At 61.1% G+C, this 18,489-nt stretch carries 22 protein-coding genes and 3 pseudogenes; 12 read left to right on the forward strand and 13 right to left on the reverse strand.

Annotation, left to right across the window (positions count from 1 at the left end; all coding sequences use genetic code 11):
* Positions 1–21: 21 nt before the first annotated feature.
* From CFP68_RS16195 to CFP68_RS16225, 7 genes are all read right to left on the reverse strand, one after another.
* Positions 22–519, reverse strand: coding sequence for a hypothetical protein (locus CFP68_RS16195; RefSeq protein ID WP_145953468.1), 498 nt, complete (start codon positions 517–519; stop codon positions 22–24).
* Positions 516–1,043 carry a hypothetical protein gene (locus tag CFP68_RS16200; protein ID WP_099827994.1) on the reverse strand — a complete coding sequence of 176 codons (528 nt, stop codon included), beginning with the start codon at positions 1,041–1,043 and terminating at the stop codon, positions 516–518. The genes CFP68_RS16195 and CFP68_RS16200 overlap by 4 nt, the downstream gene beginning before the upstream one ends.
* Positions 1,040–1,513 (reverse strand): hypothetical protein, encoded by a 474-nt coding sequence (locus CFP68_RS16205; protein WP_145953469.1) that lies wholly within the window; start codon positions 1,511–1,513, stop codon positions 1,040–1,042. Before CFP68_RS16205 ends, CFP68_RS16200 begins: the two co-directional genes overlap by 4 nt.
* Positions 1,514–1,649: 136 nt before the next feature.
* Entirely contained in the window at positions 1,650–2,108 is a 459-nt protein-coding gene (locus CFP68_RS16210; protein ID WP_099827996.1) for a hypothetical protein, read from the reverse strand.
* Positions 2,105–3,517 (reverse strand): vWA domain-containing protein, encoded by a 1,413-nt coding sequence (locus tag CFP68_RS16215; protein WP_099827997.1) that lies wholly within the window; start codon positions 3,515–3,517, stop codon positions 2,105–2,107. Before CFP68_RS16215 ends, CFP68_RS16210 begins: the two co-directional genes overlap by 4 nt.
* Entirely contained in the window at positions 3,517–3,867 is a 351-nt protein-coding gene (locus tag CFP68_RS16220; RefSeq protein WP_099827998.1) for a hypothetical protein, read from the reverse strand. Before CFP68_RS16220 ends, CFP68_RS16215 begins: the two co-directional genes overlap by 1 nt.
* Position 3,868: 1 nt before the next feature.
* A complete protein-coding gene (locus CFP68_RS16225) occupies positions 3,869–4,336 on the reverse strand; it encodes a hypothetical protein (RefSeq protein ID WP_145953470.1) in 468 nt (155 codons plus the stop codon).
* Positions 4,337–4,563: 227 nt separating this feature from the next.
* Here CFP68_RS16225 and CFP68_RS16230 point away from each other — a divergent pair, with 227 nt between their 5' ends.
* From CFP68_RS16230 to CFP68_RS16260, 7 genes are all read left to right on the forward strand, one after another.
* Positions 4,564–4,962, forward strand: a complete 399-nt coding sequence (locus CFP68_RS16230; RefSeq protein WP_241524130.1) for a putative pterin-binding protein — start codon at positions 4,564–4,566, stop codon at positions 4,960–4,962.
* Between the two features lie 68 nt (positions 4,963–5,030).
* On the forward strand, positions 5,031–6,293 hold the full coding sequence (locus CFP68_RS16235; protein WP_158234190.1) for a sensor histidine kinase: 1,263 nt from the start codon (positions 5,031–5,033) through the stop codon (positions 6,291–6,293).
* Positions 6,290–7,318, forward strand: coding sequence for a response regulator (locus CFP68_RS16240; protein ID WP_099828002.1), 1,029 nt, complete (start codon positions 6,290–6,292; stop codon positions 7,316–7,318). Before CFP68_RS16235 ends, CFP68_RS16240 begins: the two co-directional genes overlap by 4 nt.
* Positions 7,315–7,785: a hypothetical protein gene (locus CFP68_RS16245; protein ID WP_099828003.1), complete on the forward strand. Its 471-nt coding sequence runs from the start codon at positions 7,315–7,317 to the stop codon at positions 7,783–7,785. The genes CFP68_RS16240 and CFP68_RS16245 overlap by 4 nt, the downstream gene beginning before the upstream one ends.
* A 48-nt stretch (positions 7,786–7,833) precedes the next feature.
* The gene (locus CFP68_RS16250) at positions 7,834–8,352 is read left to right on the forward strand and encodes a hypothetical protein (protein WP_145953471.1); all 519 of its coding nucleotides are present in this window, start codon (positions 7,834–7,836) and stop codon (positions 8,350–8,352) included.
* 31 nt (positions 8,353–8,383) lie between these two features.
* Positions 8,384–8,959: a hypothetical protein gene (locus CFP68_RS16255; RefSeq protein WP_099828005.1), complete on the forward strand. Its 576-nt coding sequence runs from the start codon at positions 8,384–8,386 to the stop codon at positions 8,957–8,959.
* An 873-nt stretch (positions 8,960–9,832) separates the two neighbouring features.
* Positions 9,833–10,255, forward strand: coding sequence for a hypothetical protein (locus CFP68_RS16260; RefSeq protein ID WP_145953472.1), 423 nt, complete (start codon positions 9,833–9,835; stop codon positions 10,253–10,255).
* 397 nt (positions 10,256–10,652) lie between these two features.
* On the opposite strand, the gene CFP68_RS16265 is transcribed toward CFP68_RS16260, so the two are convergent.
* The 6 genes from CFP68_RS16265 to CFP68_RS16280 all read right to left on the reverse strand — a co-directional run bounded on the left by CFP68_RS16265 (position 10,653) and on the right by CFP68_RS16280 (position 15,494).
* Positions 10,653–11,267, reverse strand: a complete 615-nt coding sequence (locus CFP68_RS16265; protein WP_099828007.1) for a hypothetical protein — start codon at positions 11,265–11,267, stop codon at positions 10,653–10,655.
* Positions 11,268–11,325: 58 nt separating this feature from the next.
* Positions 11,326–12,543: a bifunctional DNA primase/polymerase gene (locus CFP68_RS16270; protein WP_206601928.1), complete on the reverse strand. Its 1,218-nt coding sequence runs from the start codon at positions 12,541–12,543 to the stop codon at positions 11,326–11,328.
* Positions 12,524–12,892, reverse strand: coding sequence for a hypothetical protein (locus CFP68_RS18145; RefSeq protein WP_158234192.1), 369 nt, complete (start codon positions 12,890–12,892; stop codon positions 12,524–12,526). The genes CFP68_RS16270 and CFP68_RS18145 overlap by 20 nt, the downstream gene beginning before the upstream one ends.
* A gap of 102 nt (positions 12,893–12,994) precedes the next feature.
* Positions 12,995–13,180 carry a helix-turn-helix transcriptional regulator gene (locus tag CFP68_RS16275; protein WP_099828009.1) on the reverse strand — a complete coding sequence of 62 codons (186 nt, stop codon included), beginning with the start codon at positions 13,178–13,180 and terminating at the stop codon, positions 12,995–12,997.
* Between the two features lie 227 nt (positions 13,181–13,407).
* Positions 13,408–14,208 carry a hypothetical protein gene (locus tag CFP68_RS17980; protein WP_145953473.1) on the reverse strand — a complete coding sequence of 267 codons (801 nt, stop codon included), beginning with the start codon at positions 14,206–14,208 and terminating at the stop codon, positions 13,408–13,410.
* Positions 14,205–15,494 carry a tyrosine-type recombinase/integrase gene (locus tag CFP68_RS16280; RefSeq protein ID WP_099828010.1) on the reverse strand — a complete coding sequence of 430 codons (1,290 nt, stop codon included), beginning with the start codon at positions 15,492–15,494 and terminating at the stop codon, positions 14,205–14,207. The genes CFP68_RS17980 and CFP68_RS16280 overlap by 4 nt, the downstream gene beginning before the upstream one ends.
* 487 nt (positions 15,495–15,981) lie before the next feature.
* Here CFP68_RS16280 and CFP68_RS16285 point away from each other — a divergent pair, with 487 nt between their 5' ends.
* The 5 genes and pseudogenes from CFP68_RS16285 to CFP68_RS18285 all read left to right on the forward strand — a co-directional run.
* On the forward strand, positions 15,982–16,191 hold the full coding sequence (locus CFP68_RS16285; protein WP_241524131.1) for a helix-turn-helix transcriptional regulator: 210 nt from the start codon (positions 15,982–15,984) through the stop codon (positions 16,189–16,191).
* Positions 16,192–16,321: 130 nt separating this feature from the next.
* Positions 16,322–16,597, forward strand: coding sequence for a hypothetical protein (locus CFP68_RS16290; RefSeq protein WP_099828011.1), 276 nt, complete (start codon positions 16,322–16,324; stop codon positions 16,595–16,597).
* A 1,485-nt stretch (positions 16,598–18,082) separates the two neighbouring features.
* A pseudogene (locus CFP68_RS18280) lies at positions 18,083–18,178 on the forward strand (transposase); the annotation flags it as partial.
* Positions 18,161–18,235: pseudogene (locus tag CFP68_RS18660) on the forward strand (hypothetical protein); the annotation flags it as partial. The pseudogenes CFP68_RS18280 and CFP68_RS18660, both read left to right, overlap by 18 nt.
* Positions 18,236–18,258: 23 nt before the next feature.
* A pseudogene (locus CFP68_RS18285) lies at positions 18,259–18,411 on the forward strand (integrase core domain-containing protein); the annotation flags it as partial.
* Between the last annotated feature and the right edge of the window lie 78 nt (positions 18,412–18,489).

Raw genomic sequence — 18,489 nt, forward strand, 5'->3', positions numbered from 1 at the left:
TTGGGTCTACTCCTATGCAGATTACCTTGATGGTGTCATATTGTGCCGCAGCCAGTCGTTGATCTCGTCGGCGATCCGCCCCGGCCCGTCACCCGACACCCCCCAGCCCGACAGCGGAATGCGCGTCGCCGGGCGGGTGTTGCGGAAAACCAGCAGCACCTTGGATGTGCTGCGGCTTTCGCCAGAAGTATGGCTGCGGTCCAGCTCGGCGCTGTCGAGCGCATCGAGCGGATAGTCGTCGGAACGGGCGCGGAACTTTGACTCGCGGGCTACAGTGGCCCGCCCGGAGGTCTTGTCGAGCGTCAGGACCGTGCGTTCGGATATCGCGGCGTAGCCCAGCAGGAACGCCCCGTTGAGGCCCAGCAGCAGGATCAGTGCCGTCATGATCTCACCGCCAAGCAGGTTCACCAGCCCGAAAAGCGTGACCGGAATGACCGGAAACATCATGAACCACAGGATGAAGCGTGGGATTGCCAGTTCGACCTCGAAGCGGGCGGGGGTGTTGGTTCGGGCCATCATGGCCGGCCGCCTGTCGGTGCCCGCCCGAGCCATGTGCTGATCAGGGTCGCCATGCGGATCACGTCCTGGGGGTCGGCGCGACCCATCGGGATCCGCGTGTCGCCAATGCCGCCGCCTGCCGGTCCGACAAGGTAAAGCTCCACCACCTCCCGGCTGGCGTGCTTGCCATAGCGGGTGCGTGGTTCAGCCCGTTCGAGGTGGGACAGTTGCAGTTTCTGCTCGGTGCGACCCTTCAGGCCAGTCACGCGCAGGCGGGCCTGATCAGCGGCGCGGTCAAGGCGCAACTGCGTAAGCTGCACTGTCTCGCCAAGGATCATCCACCCGATCAGCGCCGTCACGGCCAGCACCATGACTCCGGTTCCGATTGCCCCGTCAGCAATCGCCGCAAGCGCCATTGCGACGGCAAGCAGAATGGCACCCACCGTAATCGCAGCGCGGCGCATCGGGCGGTTCTCGATCTCGAGCACCGTGTCGCTGTCCTGCGTCACGCGCAGCGGATCGGCAAGGAGGTTCGCAAGTGTCATGGTTCACTCAGTTCGGTGTCGAAGCGACCTTCCACCGTTTCACACGTCTCGGTCGCATCGCCCCGACATAGAATGGCAGAAAAGCTGGCCTCCATGCGACCCGCGCCGTCAAGGTCCAGCCGCTCGAACCGCATGATCGGTGGGGACGGCGCGCCGTTGCTGGTCCAGAGCGGGCCGTCCCCACCTTCGGGCCACATCTCGACCGTGATGCCGGTGAGTGGCACATCCGTGGAAGGCTGTCCCTGAAAGACAAGCCCGAAACTTACGTTGCCGTCGCCCGTCGCGTGCAGATTGACCATCGTCAGCGGGCCGATCGCGTTGACCTGCACCATCGCCGCGCCATCGTCAGTGCGCAGAACGTTCCAGGACAGGTCGGCCTCTTGCAGCCGCGCGGTAACGGTTCCGATGGGCTCCAGCGCGAGGGCCGGGGCGGCGATCAGGCAAAGGGCAAGGGAAAGGCGGTTCAGCATGACCACCGCCCGCCGGAGCTGACCTTGCGGTGGCCTCCCAAGCTTTCAGACCGGATTTCACCGGGTGTTGCAGGGCCCTGCTGCGCCTCGTCTGACGCTGCGTGTGGGTCGTGCAGGCCGAAGACGGCAAGGCGGATCATTCGCGAACCCTTCCCGTCACGCCAAGAGATGCCAGCGATGCGTCCGGCGCAAACCGCGCCGGGGCGCATTGGCCCTGCGTGCAAGGGCCAACGGTGAGGATTCGCCGGGTCAATTCGGGGGTGCAGTCGACGACGGTGGCTTCGCCCAACATGGAAAAGGTCTCCGTGCCACCCGTCCGTGTGAAGGCGCTTGGCGGGCCGAGGGGTGGGATCGGCAGATCGTAGCTGTTGCTGGCACCGATGGCCGGTTCCTCCACGGTGATGCGGCGCGCATGGGGCGCGATCCCTTCGGGGTAGCTGACCGTATAACCGACGATGCAAGAGCCGGGGCGATCGTCGCGCAGCGGGGCGAAACTGACCGTTCCCGGAGATGGGGCGATGGATCGGGTCTGTTCTTGCGGGACGCAGGCGGCAAGTAGGGCAGTGACGCTCAGGATTGTGACGATGCGGATCATTTGGTGTCTCCTACCGTGATTTGCGCGCGTGCGATGATCTGGCCCGACGCGCCGACGCGGTAGCGCAGTTCGTATGTTCCGGCCGCGTCAGGCGCTCTCAGGCCCGCGGGCGATCCCCATCGTGTTTGTGTGGCCGTGATGCGGGCATTGTCGGCGGACCCAAGCGCGGCAAGGATGATTTCGTCGCGTGGCCCCGAAGGGCCGGTCCAAACGACCTCGAAGCGTTCTCCGATCGGCACAGGGCCGGGCGGCGTGATGCTGGCCTCGGTCGCGGTCAGGGTGATCGGAACCGTGGCGAGGATGCGTTGCGGTCTGTTCTGTTCATACCGCAGTTCGAAAACGCCAATTTCATCGGGCAGGCGAAGCGTCGCGGGGGAGCCGTTCCGGGTCAGCGTCACCGCCAGTGGTTCTCCCGCACCCGCGCCGGGACGGGCCAGTGTGATGCGGTCGCCATCGGCATCCGGGCCTGTCCAGCCGACCTCCAGCGCGCCGCCCGCAGGGGCCCCTTCGGGCGCGACGAGAGAGGCCTCGGGGCGCTCCTCGGTCAGCGGCACGGCAACGCGTTGAACGATATCGGATCTGACGGTCAAGGCCATCTCGCCCGCATGGCCCGGGGCGGTTGCGGCCACGGTGTAGTCGCCGGGCGGCAGGGCGATGTCGAAGGGATCTCGCCGCGCGCCTTGTGCGACAAGTGCGCCATCGGCATCGATAATCTGCCAATCGGCGGCGCCCAGTGGTGCGGAGGTTTCGGCGGAGATCGCGAAAAGTGACATGACGACCGTAACGGCTACAGGCTCGGAGTCGGTGACCTGCCGCAACGCTGTGGCCAGTTCCGCGCCGGTCGAAGCCTCCAGCAGTAAACCGCCTGTCTGTTCGGGCAAGCAGGACAGCGCGTTGACCTCACCCGGGGCCATCCCGAAGCCGACAACATGTGCGCGCAGGGCGATCCCTTCGCTGGCAAACTGCGCGGCCAACGCGCAGGGATCGCCGCCGCAATTCTCAAGCCCGTCGGTAATAAGCACGATATCTGCGGCCTCGGCAGTCGGCGGGATCTGGTCGCGCGCCACCCGCAGCGCGTCGGTCAGCGGCGTCATGCCCTGCGGGATCAGCCCGACGATCCTGTTGGCCTGCCCTGCGCCGATATGGCGGCCCATGGGCGTGACCACTTCGATATCACCGCAATCGCCCCGTCGAGTGTGCCCATAGGCCACGATTGCATAGGGTGCGTCCGGATCACGGTCGACGAAATAGCTGCCGATGACATTTCGTGCCACCTCGATCCGACTCAGATCACCCTCCAGTCGGTTCCACATCGACCCGGAGGCATCGAAGACGATCACCGTAGCGATATCTTCGGCCCAGACGGGGGTGGCGATGCTGATCGCAAGGGCGAGGGCCGCGGCGCGCATCAATCAAGCTCCGGCTTGCGGTTCGGGCAGGGAGCGTAGCGCTCCGACCAACCATTGCCGACGACGATCAGATCGCCGCCCATGCGCGTCATCAGCATTGTGCGTGTGCGCCAGTCCTGCCCTTCGCCGCGGCAATTGGCCCAGTAAAGCGTGGCGTTGTCCCAGCCCTCGACAATTTGCGGATCGGTCAGGCGGCAACTCGATTCATAGTAGACAATCCGGTCGCCCAGCAGCGTGACGCGTTGATCGCTGACCGGGACGGTGCAGTCGAACGCGTCATAGACCCCATCGGCGGGGTTCGCGCCTGCGGGGGCGGCAAGGATCATCATGGCCAGTACGATATTTCGCATGTCAGTTCACCGTTTCCAGTTGCGCGTTGAAGCTGAAAGTGACGGGTAGGGTCCCGGATGCCGGGCCGCCGCTGACCTCGCCGGTGATCGTGCCTGACAGGGTGACGGCCCCGTCAGTGGCGGCCATCTCTTCAAGCTCCAGGTCCAGAGTGTCCTGATCGCCCTGCCAGTTGCGCCCCATGTCCCGCGCAAAGGCGATATCGAGAACGACCTCGCCGGGATCGGGCAACTCGCCGCTGAGCCTCAGCGTCAGGATGACTGGCCCCAGGTCACCCTCTGTCTGTGCTGCCAGGAACCCGGCATCGACGAAACTGCCGATGATCGTGGCATCGGACAGATCGGCGGAGACTGCCAGTTCCAAGGGCTGGTCCCCGAAGCTACCGGTCACAAGCCCGCCCATGTCTTGCGCCGCGACAGCCGCCGCCAGCAGGCAGGACATGGCATAGATCAGACTTCTGAGACACCGCATGTTCAATACTCGCTGCTTTTATCATCCCTCAGACACCTGAGTGTAGCCGCGCAAGCAAAGCCTCGCCCCGTTCATTTGGATGGGGCGCAGAGGATTATTGCGTGGTAGATTGGATTTGTTTTTATTGCGGATTGCGGGTCATGACAGTCACGGATCGCCTCTTGCGATGTCTTCTTGCGCCGGCGATGCTTGTGCTCGCCGCCACTGGGGCGATGGCGGATGGCCCCGTGCTGAGGCTGACGGGTGCGGTTAACGGTGGTCTGGTGGAGATCACCCGTGCCGACCTTGACGGAATGATGTGGCACGAGATCGCGACCTCGACCACGGTCACCGACGGCCAGCCGCTGTTCCGGGGTGTTTTGATGCGCGACATCCTGGCCCATGCCGGGGCGGATGGCGAGGTGGTGACCGCGCAGGCGCTGAACGATTACGTCATCGACATTCCGATCAGCGATTTTCAGGACTTCGACGTGATCGCGGCGCTTTACATGGACGGCGTCGCCCTGACACCGCGGGACAAGGGGCCCATCTGGATAATCTATCCGCGTGACGATCACGGTGTCCTGGCCGATATCCGCTATGACATGCGATGGGTCTGGCAACTTGTCGCGCTGCATGTGCAATGAGGCGGGCGGGCGGTTCCCTTGGGTATGGCGGGCTGGCAGCGCTGATCGTGATCTGCCTTGGACTTCTGGTGCTGGCAGCCGCCAACATCGCCCGGCTGGAACGCCAGATGCAGATTTCAGCGACCGAAAACATGACCTGGATCTTCGGTCAGACCCAGATCGAGGCGCTGAATCTGGCCGCCGCCTTGTCTGATGGCGCAGAGGACGACCTGATTCAGCTTCGCTTCGATCTTCTTGTGTCGCGCCTGAACCTGCTGCGGGACGGTCCGCAATGGCGCTTTCTGCAAGAGGCCGGGCTGGCCGAAGGGTTGATGGGCTGGCGCGCGGGATTGCTCGCGCTCGATCCGGCGCGGGGCGGCGACCGTGGGGCGCTCGCGGCGCATGTCACCGCGTTGTCGACTGCCCTGCGCGCCAAGGCCAGCCGGGTGATGGCGCGCGAATGGCAGATACAGTCCGAACGGCTGGACCGCCTCGGGCAAATGCATCTGCTGGCCCTCGCGGCCATCCTCGGCGCGCTGCTGGCAGGGGCCACGCTGGCTGCCCTGCTCATCGACCGCGAACGCCGCCTGGTGCGGGCGGAGCTGGACCGTGCACGGGCCGAGCGGCTGGAGCGTGATCTGAACGTCGAGCGCACCGTGTCCGACGGATATCGGCGCCTCACCGATCTGATCGCGCATCAGGTGCGCACGCCGCTCGCGGTGATCGACAGCGCCATGCACCGGCTGACCCGGCCGGGCAAACCGCCCACCCTCGAGGTGATCCGCGCCAAGGCGGAGGTGTCGCGCGACGCGGTGGCGCGGCTGGTCCGTCTGACAGACACCGCTCTGTTGATGGCGCGCGCCGATCGCGGTGCCATCGCGCCCGAACTGGCCCGCCACGATCTCGCGGGAATCGCGGCGATGGCCATAGAGGACGTGCAATCCCTGCGAGGGTCACAGCAAGGCGGGCATCTGCGCTTCCAGGCCTCGAACCAGCCGGTGCACGCGCATTGCGATCCGTTGCTGACGCAGGAAATCCTGTTCAACCTGCTCACCAACGCGTTGCTCTACGCGGCCCCCGGTGGCGATATCGAGGTCATTCCGGCTTTTGTTGACGAGGCCGCCGTATGTGACATCTGCGACCGTGGTCCCGGCATGACGCAACCAGAGCGGGACAGCGCCTTCGACAATTTTGCACGCGGTGCGGCACATCGCGACCTGCCGGGATCCGGCCTCGGGCTGCCGCTTGCGCGCCATCTGGCGCGACTTCAGGGCGGTGACGTGACACTGCTGCCGCGTGAGCAAGGCGGGCTGATCGCGCGCCTGATCCTGCCGGCTGGGGTGGCTGCATGAGCAGGCCGCTGATCCTCTGCGTCGAGGACGAACCATCCCTGCGCGACGATATCGCCGCAGATCTGCGCGAGGCGGGATATGACGTTTCGACCGCCCGCGATGCCTCCGAGGCGCTTGTGCGGCTGAACGAGCGTCGACCGGAGCTTGTGCTTTGCGACATCGTGATGCCGGGCATGGACGGCCGCGCGCTGCTGGCCCACCTGCGGGCTACCCGGCCCGACCTTGACGATATTCCGTTCGTTTTCCTGACGGCCTTGTCCTCGCGCGAACAGATGATCGAAGGGCGACAGGCGGGGGCCGATGATTATCTGACGAAACCAATCGACTATGACCTTCTGCGCGCGATGATCGCAGCGCGGCTCGACCAGGTGCACCGGTTGCGCTCTGCCCGCAGCGAGGGCTTTCAGATCGCCGCGCTGGACCGGCTGGCGATCGGGATCGTTCTTCTGGATAGCGATGGCGGCGTTGTCCATACGAATTTCGCCGCGAAAAATCTTGCACAACAGGCCCAAAGCAGCCTTGGGTCGCGTCTGACCGCGCAGGGCGAAGACGGACGCAGGCTCTGCGCGCTTGTCGCAGAGGTGACATCGGATACGCGGAGTGGCGCTGCGCTTTTGCTCAATCCCGATGACCGCCGTGTGATGGTGATTGGCCGATCGCTTGGGTCGAGCCGGGCGCAGAACGGAGCAACCGCCATGCTGACGCTGTGCGATCCGATGCGCCGGGAGGCTCTTGATGCCGCAGCACTTCGTCAGTTGTTCGACCTGACCCCAACGGAGGCCTGCGTCGCACGCCTTGTGGCCGACGGGCTGCGCCGGGATCAGGTGGCGGAGCGCCTTGGGGTGTCCGCAACAACCGTCGCCTTCCACTTGCGCAACATCTTCGACAAGACCGGAACCCACCGCCAGGCCGATCTGGTGGCGCTGATCCTGTCGATGCCGATGGCAAGCGTCGACCCGCTAGATCCGCCTGCTGCGGAAAACACCCCCACCATCCATCACTTCCGAGGGAGAAAGAGACCATGACCCGTTCATTACTTCTTCTTGCCGCGTGCCTGTGTGCATCGGTCACGACCGCCAATGCCGACACGCCCAGGGATCGCACGGTCGCCGCCATCGAGGCCGCAGGCTGCGTCGTCGACGGTACGAACGTCAATGACGTCCTCGACGGGCTCGCCCTGAGCGATGATGAATTTCGCGTCATCGGCGAAGGACTTGTTGCAGAGGGGCTCGCGGATGTGTCGCAAATGGGTGTGTTCCGGCTGACAACCCCCGGATGCACAGCGACAGCCCAAACACCCAAAGAGCGGACGATCACCGCGATCGAGGCCGCAGGCTGCACCGTTGACAGGTCGAACATCAACGAGATCCGCGACGGGCTCGCCCTGAGCGACGACGACTTCCGCGTCATCGGCGAAGAGCTGATGGCCGAGGGGCTGGCAAGCGTTTCGGAGGCCGGCGCATTCATGCTCAACACCCCCAATTGCAATTGACCCCGGCGCGCCGCGCGGACGCTGCCTGACAGATAGATTGGAGATGACATGAGAAAACTCGCATTACAGATGGCCCTTGCCATTGCCGTCACCACCCCGGCCGCCGCTTGGGAGGTCGAGGAAATCGGCACCATCACGGCCACCTTCGGCGACGAAACCATGCAACAACCGACCGTGATCGTGACGAGTGGTGACGAGGTTTCACCGACGGCCTACATGATCCGGACAATCGGCAACTTCTCCAGTCTCAACCTGATGACCGGCGACGGCAATTTCGTGATCGAAGCCGATTACATGACCCATGCGCCGGGGCCGGACACCGCGCCGATTTCGGCCGCCGTGACCTATGCACCCGCAGGGTGGACGCAGATGTGGTTGTCGGACGGCGCGCCGGAGCCGCTGGAGGTGACATTCACGACATTGGAGATCGAGGGCGACGCAGGCCACGCGACAGGCACGTTCCGCGGCGTTTTGTGTTTCGCCGACGGGATGGGCGCGGAGGCGGACCCCGGCAACTGCCGCGCGATCGAAGGCACGTTCGACACGCCATTCTTCATCGAGGAATAGCGGCATTGAAACGGTTATCTTGGAGGCTGACATGAAGCGACTTCTGTGGACCCTGACCCTGATGTTCGGCGGATCAGGCCTGCCTGCACTTGCCGAAAACCCGCCTCTGTGCGGGACGGCGGGGCAAGGCGATTGGCCGCGCATTCAGGAAATCTTTACAGGTGACTGGCTGATCGAACATCAGGCGGGCTATGCCGCAATCGGAGGCATGATCCTGCCGTTTCCCGGCGCTGACGAGGTCGACACGATTACTATCTGGCAGTTGGGCGAGACGTTGCAGGCAACCCACCCCGAAATGCAGGCGCCGCTGGTCCTGCGGCTGGCGGACGAGCCGCGCTGGACCGTCGAGACCGACAACCCCGAGATCCCGGAGCCGCTGCTCAGCCCCGATGACGTCGCCCTTGTGGCGGATTGTTCACAGCTTGAGCTGCCACGGTTGATCGGAACCTCCACTGCGGTTGTCGACGGAACGAGAATGGATTTCACCTACCGGATGATGGCGCTGGACTGGTCCACGCTTTACGGGATCATGGAGATCACTTCGGTCGTCCAAGGCACCCCGATCGAGGCCCGCCGCACGGTCTGGATGCGCGCGACAGGCGGCTGATCGGTGAGAACCGCGTTGCTGAAGTTTGACATGACTGGCGGCTTGGAAAGCCGCCAGTCATACAAAAGCGTGAAGGACTCATGCGCGTTTTACCATCGCCCTCGAAAAAAAAATGGTAAAGGATAGCCAATTTATCCCGAGAACTGTATTTGGCCGATGCCACTCTCCAGTTTTCGGCAGGTATTTAGACCACTTCAAATGCGCACATAATGGAGGAATCAAGCCGAGCGGTGCCTTTACCAGCATGGGACATTTCAGTTGGACGTCAGCCCTGTCTGTGTAGGTGTCGGTAAAAAATTAAAAAATCGGTATTTAAATATTCGGAGAAGGTTCGACGTCAGTCGCGTTCCCTCCGCCACTTGACTTTGTTTCCATTGAGTTTTTCGGGGTCTTTGCGGCAGTACCCCACATAACGCCCCACATAGAAAAAACGCTTAGAATCGCTGTTGCGGTCCATTCGTCACGCGCACGCGCACGCGCGGGGAAAAACTGTGTTAACAGGTGGGCGAAGCATTCACCCCGGTTTTCTTCCCGAAAGGTGCAGAGTTCGGGATGCCCCCCGACTTGCGTCAGTTTCTCTGAATTGTGGAAACGGGCAAACGACAATCCCGCCCGGTCCTTGCCACGATGCCTAGTGTTCTGCACATGACTGGAGATCCCCTATTGACGCAGAGCGTCGGGCGCGGGTCCAGCATCCCAGAGCGAAACTGTCAGATTTCGGCTCTGAGCCCAATTTGAACGCTTTTCCATTCTGACAGTTAGCGAAATCTATAAAGGCCTTACCACCAACCTTGGCATGCAGATCATAAGAGCTTGACTAACAGGTCAAGCTCTGCTCGCTTAGAATTATAGAAACTCCGCAAGAGGTTCGCTATGGCCCATTCTTATCTTCGCTTTTGCGCGATGATCTGCGCTGTGCCGATGATCCTGTCAACGCCAGTATCGGCTGATTCCACGACCGTTTTGGAGTCGAAATGCGCTGAAGGTCAGGCCGCGAATGAGCATGAGTATTGGGAATACATCAAAAACAACGCGATACGGACAGCCGACAACTACGCAGCGGAAAACAATCCCCGAGCAGTTTTCATCTTCGCAGATGTCGAGGTCTACTTCCAGATTGACGGTGAATACGTTGGTGAGTATCTGGTCAAGCTTTTGTCTTCTGCACATACGGGGACAGCCCTTGCGATGCTGCGTCCGAATTTCGAATTTTGTGGGGACCTATCTAGGCTCGACGATGAGCGCGAGGATCTCTTTACGGTCGTGGTCGCAAAGCTGGATGGAGTAGATTTCTAAGACTGCACCGTCGCCAACGTTCGCTAAGTCAGCATAGCTGACCCTAGGAGCGACGTACGAACGACTAGGACGCACCATATACTGACTGGGCATCTTATGTCAGGTGCAGAACACTAGCGCGCTTAAGCCCGCCCCCGGTCAGTTGGGTAGGGAATCGACGCTATCTCGCGCCAGCTTCACTAATGCCATCAGCGCGCGACGGTTTCGCTCCATGGCCTTCGACCTGTCGCCATGCACCCAAGCCCCATTGCCGGGACCAGATGGCGCGCCGCCGCCCGCGCCATGCATCCGGCAGACTTGCCAGCCGCGCCGCGCCGGGGCGTTGCACCGTTCGCCTGTTGTCTTGGCCTTGGCATGGCATCTGGGCGCGCTGTGCGCCTTTTGCATGGGGTTGGCGTCACTTTCCATTGCTACCCCGCCCCCCGTGCGCAACGGCCCCGACGATGGCTTGTCCGCCTTTGTTCACTGTCACATGCTCGACCGTGACCTTTTGCTGCCCGCCTGTTCGATAGCGTTTCAACGCCTCCATCTGGGTGACATAGGTGCGAGCCAGTTTGTTCAACGCGCGTTCGGCGGCGTCTTGCTGGCGAATGGTCTCCACAAGGTTCATCCGCCGCGCCATCATCATCGTGGCTTGATGGATTGCCCCCATCTGCACTGCCAGCATGGTCTCCAATTCATCACGCGGCTGCACACCGCGCACCACTGACAGCAAAAAATTGCTGGCCCCTTCATCTACCTTACGGCCATGCGATCCAATGGCTGCCACCTGACCTTGAACCCCTGCCATAAAACTTGGATCACAGGTGGCAAGGTCTGCCATCATCAGGATGTTCGCCAAGTCAGGGTCCGCATGAGTGAACGTGATTTGCAGCACATCATCTTTCAATCTGAGTGTCATCGGCGGGCCAGCCGCTCTTGCAGCCTGCTTTTCTGCCACTGCTTTGATGCGGTCCTGTTGCGCCCTGGTTAACGGCAACGGCGCAGTCTGTTTTTTGTTTTTGGTGTTCATCGTGGCGTTTCTCCTGCCCGCTGATTTGTAGGTCTGAAATCGCGCGTCATAAGTAATACTAGACCCTTCCCCCTGACTTAGATGCCTCTGTGCTGCGCCGCGTACCGGACAGCGATTGAACGTTGCCCCCGACGCCGATGCCCGAATGCGACCTCGTCAGGGCAAAGGTCTGTGGTCTTGAGCCTGCCCGATGCCGACCCACCAGCCGCAACAGACCTGCACCTTCCAGCGTGCGACGTGCGGCGCGCAGACGGGGTTTGGACAGGTTCAGCAGTCCAGCCGCCCGCATGGCGTCAAAGTCCAAGGGAAAGCGTTTGCCGGGACTGTGACCGTGCTGATCTTCCAACAGCACCAGCAGCGCGATGGCATCCGCCCCGTTGGCTGCACCGCGTAGGGCATCCAGCGCCAACCGTCGCACGGGAAAGGCGCTGTCACGGCCTCGATAGATGCGGTTTTCCAAACGACACTTCCAAGCCCAATCTGCAATGTCGCGCAATTCATCGTCTGGCATGGTTCCGGGATCGACGCACCAATCGTCACGGATGCCCGCAAGGTTGGCTTGCAACTCTGCCGCGCTGTCCACCAGTTCCACCATACGCATGGCCTCTTTCACAAGTTCAACGTGCCGATGCCCGGTCAGGATCGGCGCAGGCATAAGGCTGGCAGCGCAACGCAAGAGTGGCAGGGCGTCTTTCCCCAGCAATCCTTTGGCCGGATCATAGAACCCACCATCGGGGCGAAGCGACAACGGCCCCACCACATAGCTGCGCGCACCCGTCTTGATATCGACCGGCAAACCTTCGCCGCGCAGGTTCGGCACGGCCCCGGCAGCGCGATAGTACAGGTGCCGCCCGCGCGGCGTTTTGATATGGACAGGGCTTGTGCCAAACCGCGCTTCCATCTGAGCGACAAGGGCGCTGTCGTCACTGTCACAGTCGATCACGGCCAAACCATCCAGCCGCACACCATAGACTTGTGAGCCTGTCCGATGCATCGGGGCCAGGATCCGCGCCAAAGTCACGTCAGGGCCAGCCCAAACGCGCATCAGTGGCGATTTGCCATCGGCACCGCCCAAGGGCAGCAAGGGGAAGCCCGCCCTTTTCAGGCGGGCAACCTCGTTGCGGATTGCATCGGGCAAAGTGTCCACCCGAAAGGCTGTCATTCTTTGCCCTCCCCATAGGCAAGGGCGGCAATGGATCTTGCAACAGATGGCGAAACGCCAAGCTGGCGACATATGCGGGCAATGCGCAGGGCCATCATGCAGCACCTCCGCCACCGGAAACGCGCTCGACCTTGGCGTTGAGAAAGTAGACGCCGAATTTTGCGCGGTCCGTCGCCGCGTCGTTTTCGTACATTTCCTTGATGATCGGCACGCCGTATTCATGGCGCAGAATGCAAACCCGGTCAGAAATGCGCACCGGGCTGGCACAATAGACCGGCTGTTCAATCAAGGCGTCCAAGATGATCCGGTTGCCTTTCGCAACGCTGATCTGATGAGTATCGCCACTATCGGCAGTGATCTTGTAGCGCGCCGGGGTACGGTTTGCTGGCAGGTCGCGCCACGCTTTGACGCGCAGGGCATTGGGTGGTGGGCGGTCGCCCCTTGTCTGTGAGTTGAATGTCATTGTCTGATTTCCTTGAAACCAGAACGGGACGGGGGTATTCATATGCCTGTCAAAGCCGAAACGAATAAAGCCGCTGCCCGTTCAATGGGTGGCGGTTTTCCGTTAAGCGGCGTCGGCTTTTGCTGCTTCCCAAGCCTCGATATCTGACAGCTTCCAGCGCGTGCAGCCGGGGGTCAGGCGGATCGGTTTGGGAAAAGTTGGATCGGTCTTGATCCAGCGGCGCGGGGTCAGGTGATGGACACCGTAGCGCGCGCCGATTTGGCGGTCTGAGAGATAGGTAGTTGGCATGTGATGCGCTCCAACTGGTTGCGTTGGATTGCATCATGCCGTGAAGAATACAGGGTGAAATAGCTAGGCAGGTTTCGAAAACCGACTTAGGTAGACCGCCGAACCTATCCACCCAGCTTGCGCGGTTTGGGACAGATGGCGCTCTCCATTCCAGGTAGACGCTCCTCCCACGCAATAGAAATAAGCGGCTTTATTGGGGGGGTAGGTTCCTGAAACGGGTAGGTAGGTTAACCGCCTGTCTTTGGTGCGCCGCCGCCTTTGTTCCAGTTTACTAGTGTTGCGATTCGATCCCTTGCTGCTCCTGAAATTGGCTCATCCCCTTGCCACGCTGCGGGATTGGCAGCAATCCATGCCTCAATAGCGGCTTTGACACCGCCTTTAAATTTTCGTTCGGGGAGGAGTGCTTGCCAGACTGTGACCGCGTAATCTAACTCAGCCGAGAAATGTTCATGAGCTGGATTACGGAAGGCATCGTTTTCCACCTCAGTATCGGGGAAGAAAAAAGTAGGCTTTTGACCCAGCCGCCGCATCCAGTCGCGAAGCTCGTTCACCTTTATCGAGCTTCGATCCCAGCTCGGCTCCTTAACAAAATACAAACTCGGCAATGGTTGATCGTCTGGCATGTCGAAGTTTGTCGAAACAGGAACGCCAGATTGAATCAGTATGTCGTATGCGATGGTATCTTCATTTATTTCTGGATCAACATCAAATTCCATATCGCCAAATCTTTGAGTCGGAACATGCCGTGTATCGTGCACGAAGCTGCACGGCAGTGTTCCGCGCATCGCGGCGCCCGAAATCGCACGGAAAACTGGCACAAATTCGGGGGAGTGCAGGTAATTTTGAGTTTTGTTTGATGAGCCTATTCGGTGGAATTGCCCTTCTTTAAGTCCTGCCATAGAAGATGGCTCATAGTTGCTGGGGTTTAGTCCGACTGCCAGCATTGATGCCTCTATGACCGACAGATGCTCGCACCACCGCCAATGCTCCAATTCAAATTGATAATTTTCTAAATCTTCGTAGCTCATCCTATCCTCACAACATTGCCTGACCGCTCAACACCAACAACGAACCGCGCCCAATCGCCCATCATCTTGCGGCGCTTCTCCACCATGTCACCGCGCCGATAGGATGCCTCGACCGCGTTGCTGATCTTATGGGCCAGCGCCACCTCTGCCATATCGCCGGGATAAGTCGTGCGCTCTGCCACCCAATCACGGAACGTGCTGCGCAGGCCATGCGGCACCGCAGGGCGCTTTGACGTGCGATCCACAAAGCCCGCGCCACCCGCTTCAACATCTGCGCGATGCATCCGCTTCATGGCAGCGGACAGCGTCATGTCCGACATTTGCCCGCCCCGTGCGGCCGGAAACACCAGCGGGTTGTCTTGCAGCCTTGGCAGGGCTTTCAGCAAGGCCACAGCCTCGCCAGACAGCGGAATGCGGTGTTCCCGCTCTTTCTTCATGCGCACCGCCGGGATGATCCACAACGCCTTGTCCATGTCGATTTCATCCCATTGCGCGCCGCGTATTTCTTGCGACCGGGTTGCTGTCAGGGTCAGAAACTCCAAAGCCCGCGCACCAAAGCCCTCACGCGTCCGAAGGGCAGCAAACCAGCGCGGCGCATCATCAAGGGTCACGGCAGGCTGATTGTCCTCTTTCGCGACCTTGGAAGGTGCTGGCATCAGTTCTTTCAGGTTGCCCGACCAGCGCGCCGGGTTGTCGCCCGTGCGATGCCCCGCAACCGTTGCCCACGACAGCACCGCCTCGATCCGGCCCCGAACGCGCGATGCCGTTTCCGTCTTGTCCTTCCAGATGGGTTGCAGCACGCGAAACACGTCTTGCACCGCGATATCCTGCACCAGCATTTCACCCAGTTCAGGTTTCGCGTAGGTTTCCAGCGTGTTTGTCCACTGCTGGCGATGCTTGGCGTTCTTGAACGCGTCCAGCTTGGCGGCAAGATACCGTTCTGTGGCCTCGGCAAAGGTCAGACCACGGCGCTGGGCGGCTGTCAGCGCGGCCTTGGCGGCTTTGCGTTCCTCTATCGGATCAATGCCCCGCTCAATCTTGTCGCGCGCCTCACGCGCCTTGTCGCGGGCCTGTGACAGCGTGACAGCCGGGAAGCCACCCAAGCCGATATCCCGCCGCACCGTGCCAACCTTGGCACGCAACACCCAAGAGCGGCCATCTTTGGGAGTCAGTTGCAGGTGAAGGCCAGGAACGCCACCGACCGAATACAGGACGTTCCGCTTGCCGCCGGGATGCGCCAACCGCTTCACGTCTATCGCGGACAACTCACTTGCAACCCTTGGCATCGACCTACCCCACATATCACCCAACAAAGGAAAGGTAATCGGATGCATATCATCGCGCAAGGTTGCTTACTGCGCGTAGTGGGGTAGCCTCGGATTTACGCACACTTACAGTGCTTTAAGCTATTGGCTGCACGGTATTACTTAGCCTTTATGGCGGGCTGTCTGTCCGCCACATATCAGTGCATGTATTTGATATCATTTATAATAAATTTTGACAGTGGTTCCTTGCCACCAACCTTGCCCCCAATGAAAACGCGCTAGGCCCGGCGCGGGTCTCCGACCTGGACATGACAGTCGTGGCGCAACAACAACACATTCGTCGGTTCGCGCAGCGCCCATGAGAATCCTGGATACTTTCCATGTCGGATGTGGTCTAAATAGGCATAACGCTCCGACGCACGCCTACCCATCCCGACGCCCATCAGGGCTTCGGGAAAATTATGCGTGCGCAGACCATGCAGAGTGCACGTCCATGAATGCAGTTCCCATGAACACCTACCTGGCCGTCGAGCAAGTCGCGGTTCGCTTCTCTGTCTCCAAGGACACGATCTGGCGGTGGCGTCGCGAAGGCGACTTTCCCAAGCCGGTCAAGCTCGGCGGTCGGACGACCCGATGGCGGCTGAGCGACATCGAAGACTGGGAAGCGCAGTGCCCCTGCGGCTTCATCACCAGCCTGCCGCTCTCCGCGGCGATCTGACCAGCTGTCCAGCCCCCTGATTGGGGGTTCGGCATCTCCATCATCTTCAGCCGGCCTGATCGGCGCCCCCTGTCCCGGCGCACCGGAGGCTGTTCGCATTCATAGGATCGAGCATGCCAGCCGATTCTTCGTGGAAAGACTCATCAGCAACGACGATTACCACGACAGCATGGAAGGATTCATCAAACGCTTCGTTGAAGCTGCGATCAGCGCCCAAGACATCGAACAGGACGGACAGGTGCGTCGGGTTCTGAAGCGGTTTGCGCTGGCCGCGCTGGCGGGAGAGTTGGCGACGAAGTTCGACGTGACGGGCTGTAAAAGCGGCGCGGCGCTGAATGGCACCCAGGAGATCGCGCGAACGTGGATCAGCGAGCGTGACGTTACACGCGCAAGTGTGGTGTTATAGGCGCTGCACAAGACACAGGCCTATGGGTCGTGAAACCGAAGCAGAAGCCGCCCGCTACCGCAAGTTGGCAGACTTGCGAAAGACCATACAGGAACGAAAAGTTTCACCACGACGGAAACAGGTTCCGACTTTCCCCGTCGAACCGCTGATAAAAAACGCTTAATTATGAATTATGGCGGAGCGACAGGGAAAAAGTTTGAACACATTCTTTACTGAATTGGAGGCGTTGGCACACATAATTTCGGGTCTACTGAGCCGGCATCCCTCGAGTGGGCGGTCGATTGACGACCAGATTACCTGATATTGCTTAGGGTCAGGACTCATAATCGCCATCCTCTGGTCGGCGCTGGCACCATTTTCCTTGAAGACCGCGCCGCGGTGTTTGCGAATCCCGTGGGACGTCAGGTGTGGAAACCCGCGTCCGTGCAGGCACGGCTGGGACCGGGCCAGCATATCGCATGGTTCAAACCACGCGGGTGCATCCATTGTCATGGGGCATGCCGCAGTGCTGCCGGATTTCTGACCACGATAAAGCAGCCACCCGTCACGGACCATTCCGGGGCAAAGCTTGGTGGCATCGCCGATCGAAGCGCAGGTCGTATGGAGCAGTTCGAATGCGAGGCGTTGCGCAGACAGGATCGGCCAGACATCACGGAAGGTCTTTATGTCAGCACGGGTCCATGGGGTGTGGCCTTCGGTTCGTGGTGTCAGCCTAAGGCGGACGGTGACAGCCGGGTCGGTTTCAACCAGTCCTGTATCAAGACACCAACGCCCGAAGGATGGCCATGTTTTCAGGCGGTTGTTGGCGGGGTGTGGATTGTATCGTGCCAGGTCGCGGCGGATGTGACGAGGTTCCAGATCGCAGAGCATCGCGCGGCCGCAAGAGTCGCCGCAGTTTCCCCGCCCGCTCATTGAGATCAGGATGCCGCGTTTGCGGAGCAGCGCCTGATCGTCAACAACGCAGTATTGCGACCCGCGGTCTGAATGAAGGACCAGCCCCCGGCTCGGGGTTGCGAGCCACCAAAGCACGGCGCAGGGCTTCGAGCGCGAGATTGCGCTTCAGGTGGTCACACGTCGCCCGGCCGACGACGCGGCGCAAGAAGAGGTCCGGAACGACCGTGAGGTAGAGCCACCCCTGCACCGTCCGGATGCAGGAGATGTCCGCACCTCCGGTCAACCCGCCGTGCAGTCCGGCGCCACGAGGTTCGGGGCGACAGGCCAGGCATGTTCGCTGTCCGTGGTGCGCTTGAACCGCCGTTTTCGTTGCGCGATCAACGGGGTCTCGCGCATCAGGCGTGCCGTGTGCGATGCCGCCCGGTCTCATGGCCCTCATCGACACGGACGCGGTGCATGAGCGGGCTGCCACAGGCGCCGCTCGACAGCGAAAAGGCCGTGCGAATATGGGCCAGATAGACCATTTGATCTGCTGCCCGTTGCCTCCACCTTTTCAAGGTAGGGTCCGTCCCAGCGAATTAAACGGACAGAATGAAGAGATCACGGTTCAGCGAAGAGCAGATCATCGCGCTCCTGAAGCAAAAGGAAAGCGGCGTGGCAACGGCGGATGTGTGCCGCGAGCATGGGCGGCACGACATCGCGCCGGGCAAGCCGATGCAGAACGCCTTCGTCAAAAGCTTCAACGGCAGCTTCAGAGACAAGCTCTTGAACGAAACTCTGTTCCATCACTGGCCGAGGCGCGGGGGAAGATCGCCGCATGGAAGGACGACTACAACGGAAACAGACCCCATTCTTCCCGCAGCAATCTCACGCCGTATGAATTTGCAATGAAATCGAGACTGGAAACCAAGGCCGCATGATGCCAGAAATCAACCGACGGATTCTCCCAAAAGTCGGAGGGAAGTCGGGTCTGAGGCCAGTGCGGATGCCCCGTTTCG

It is taken from the genome of Oceaniglobus indicus, assembly GCF_002751875.1.
Taxonomy (GTDB): Bacteria; Pseudomonadota; Alphaproteobacteria; order Rhodobacterales; family Rhodobacteraceae; genus Oceaniglobus; species Oceaniglobus indicus.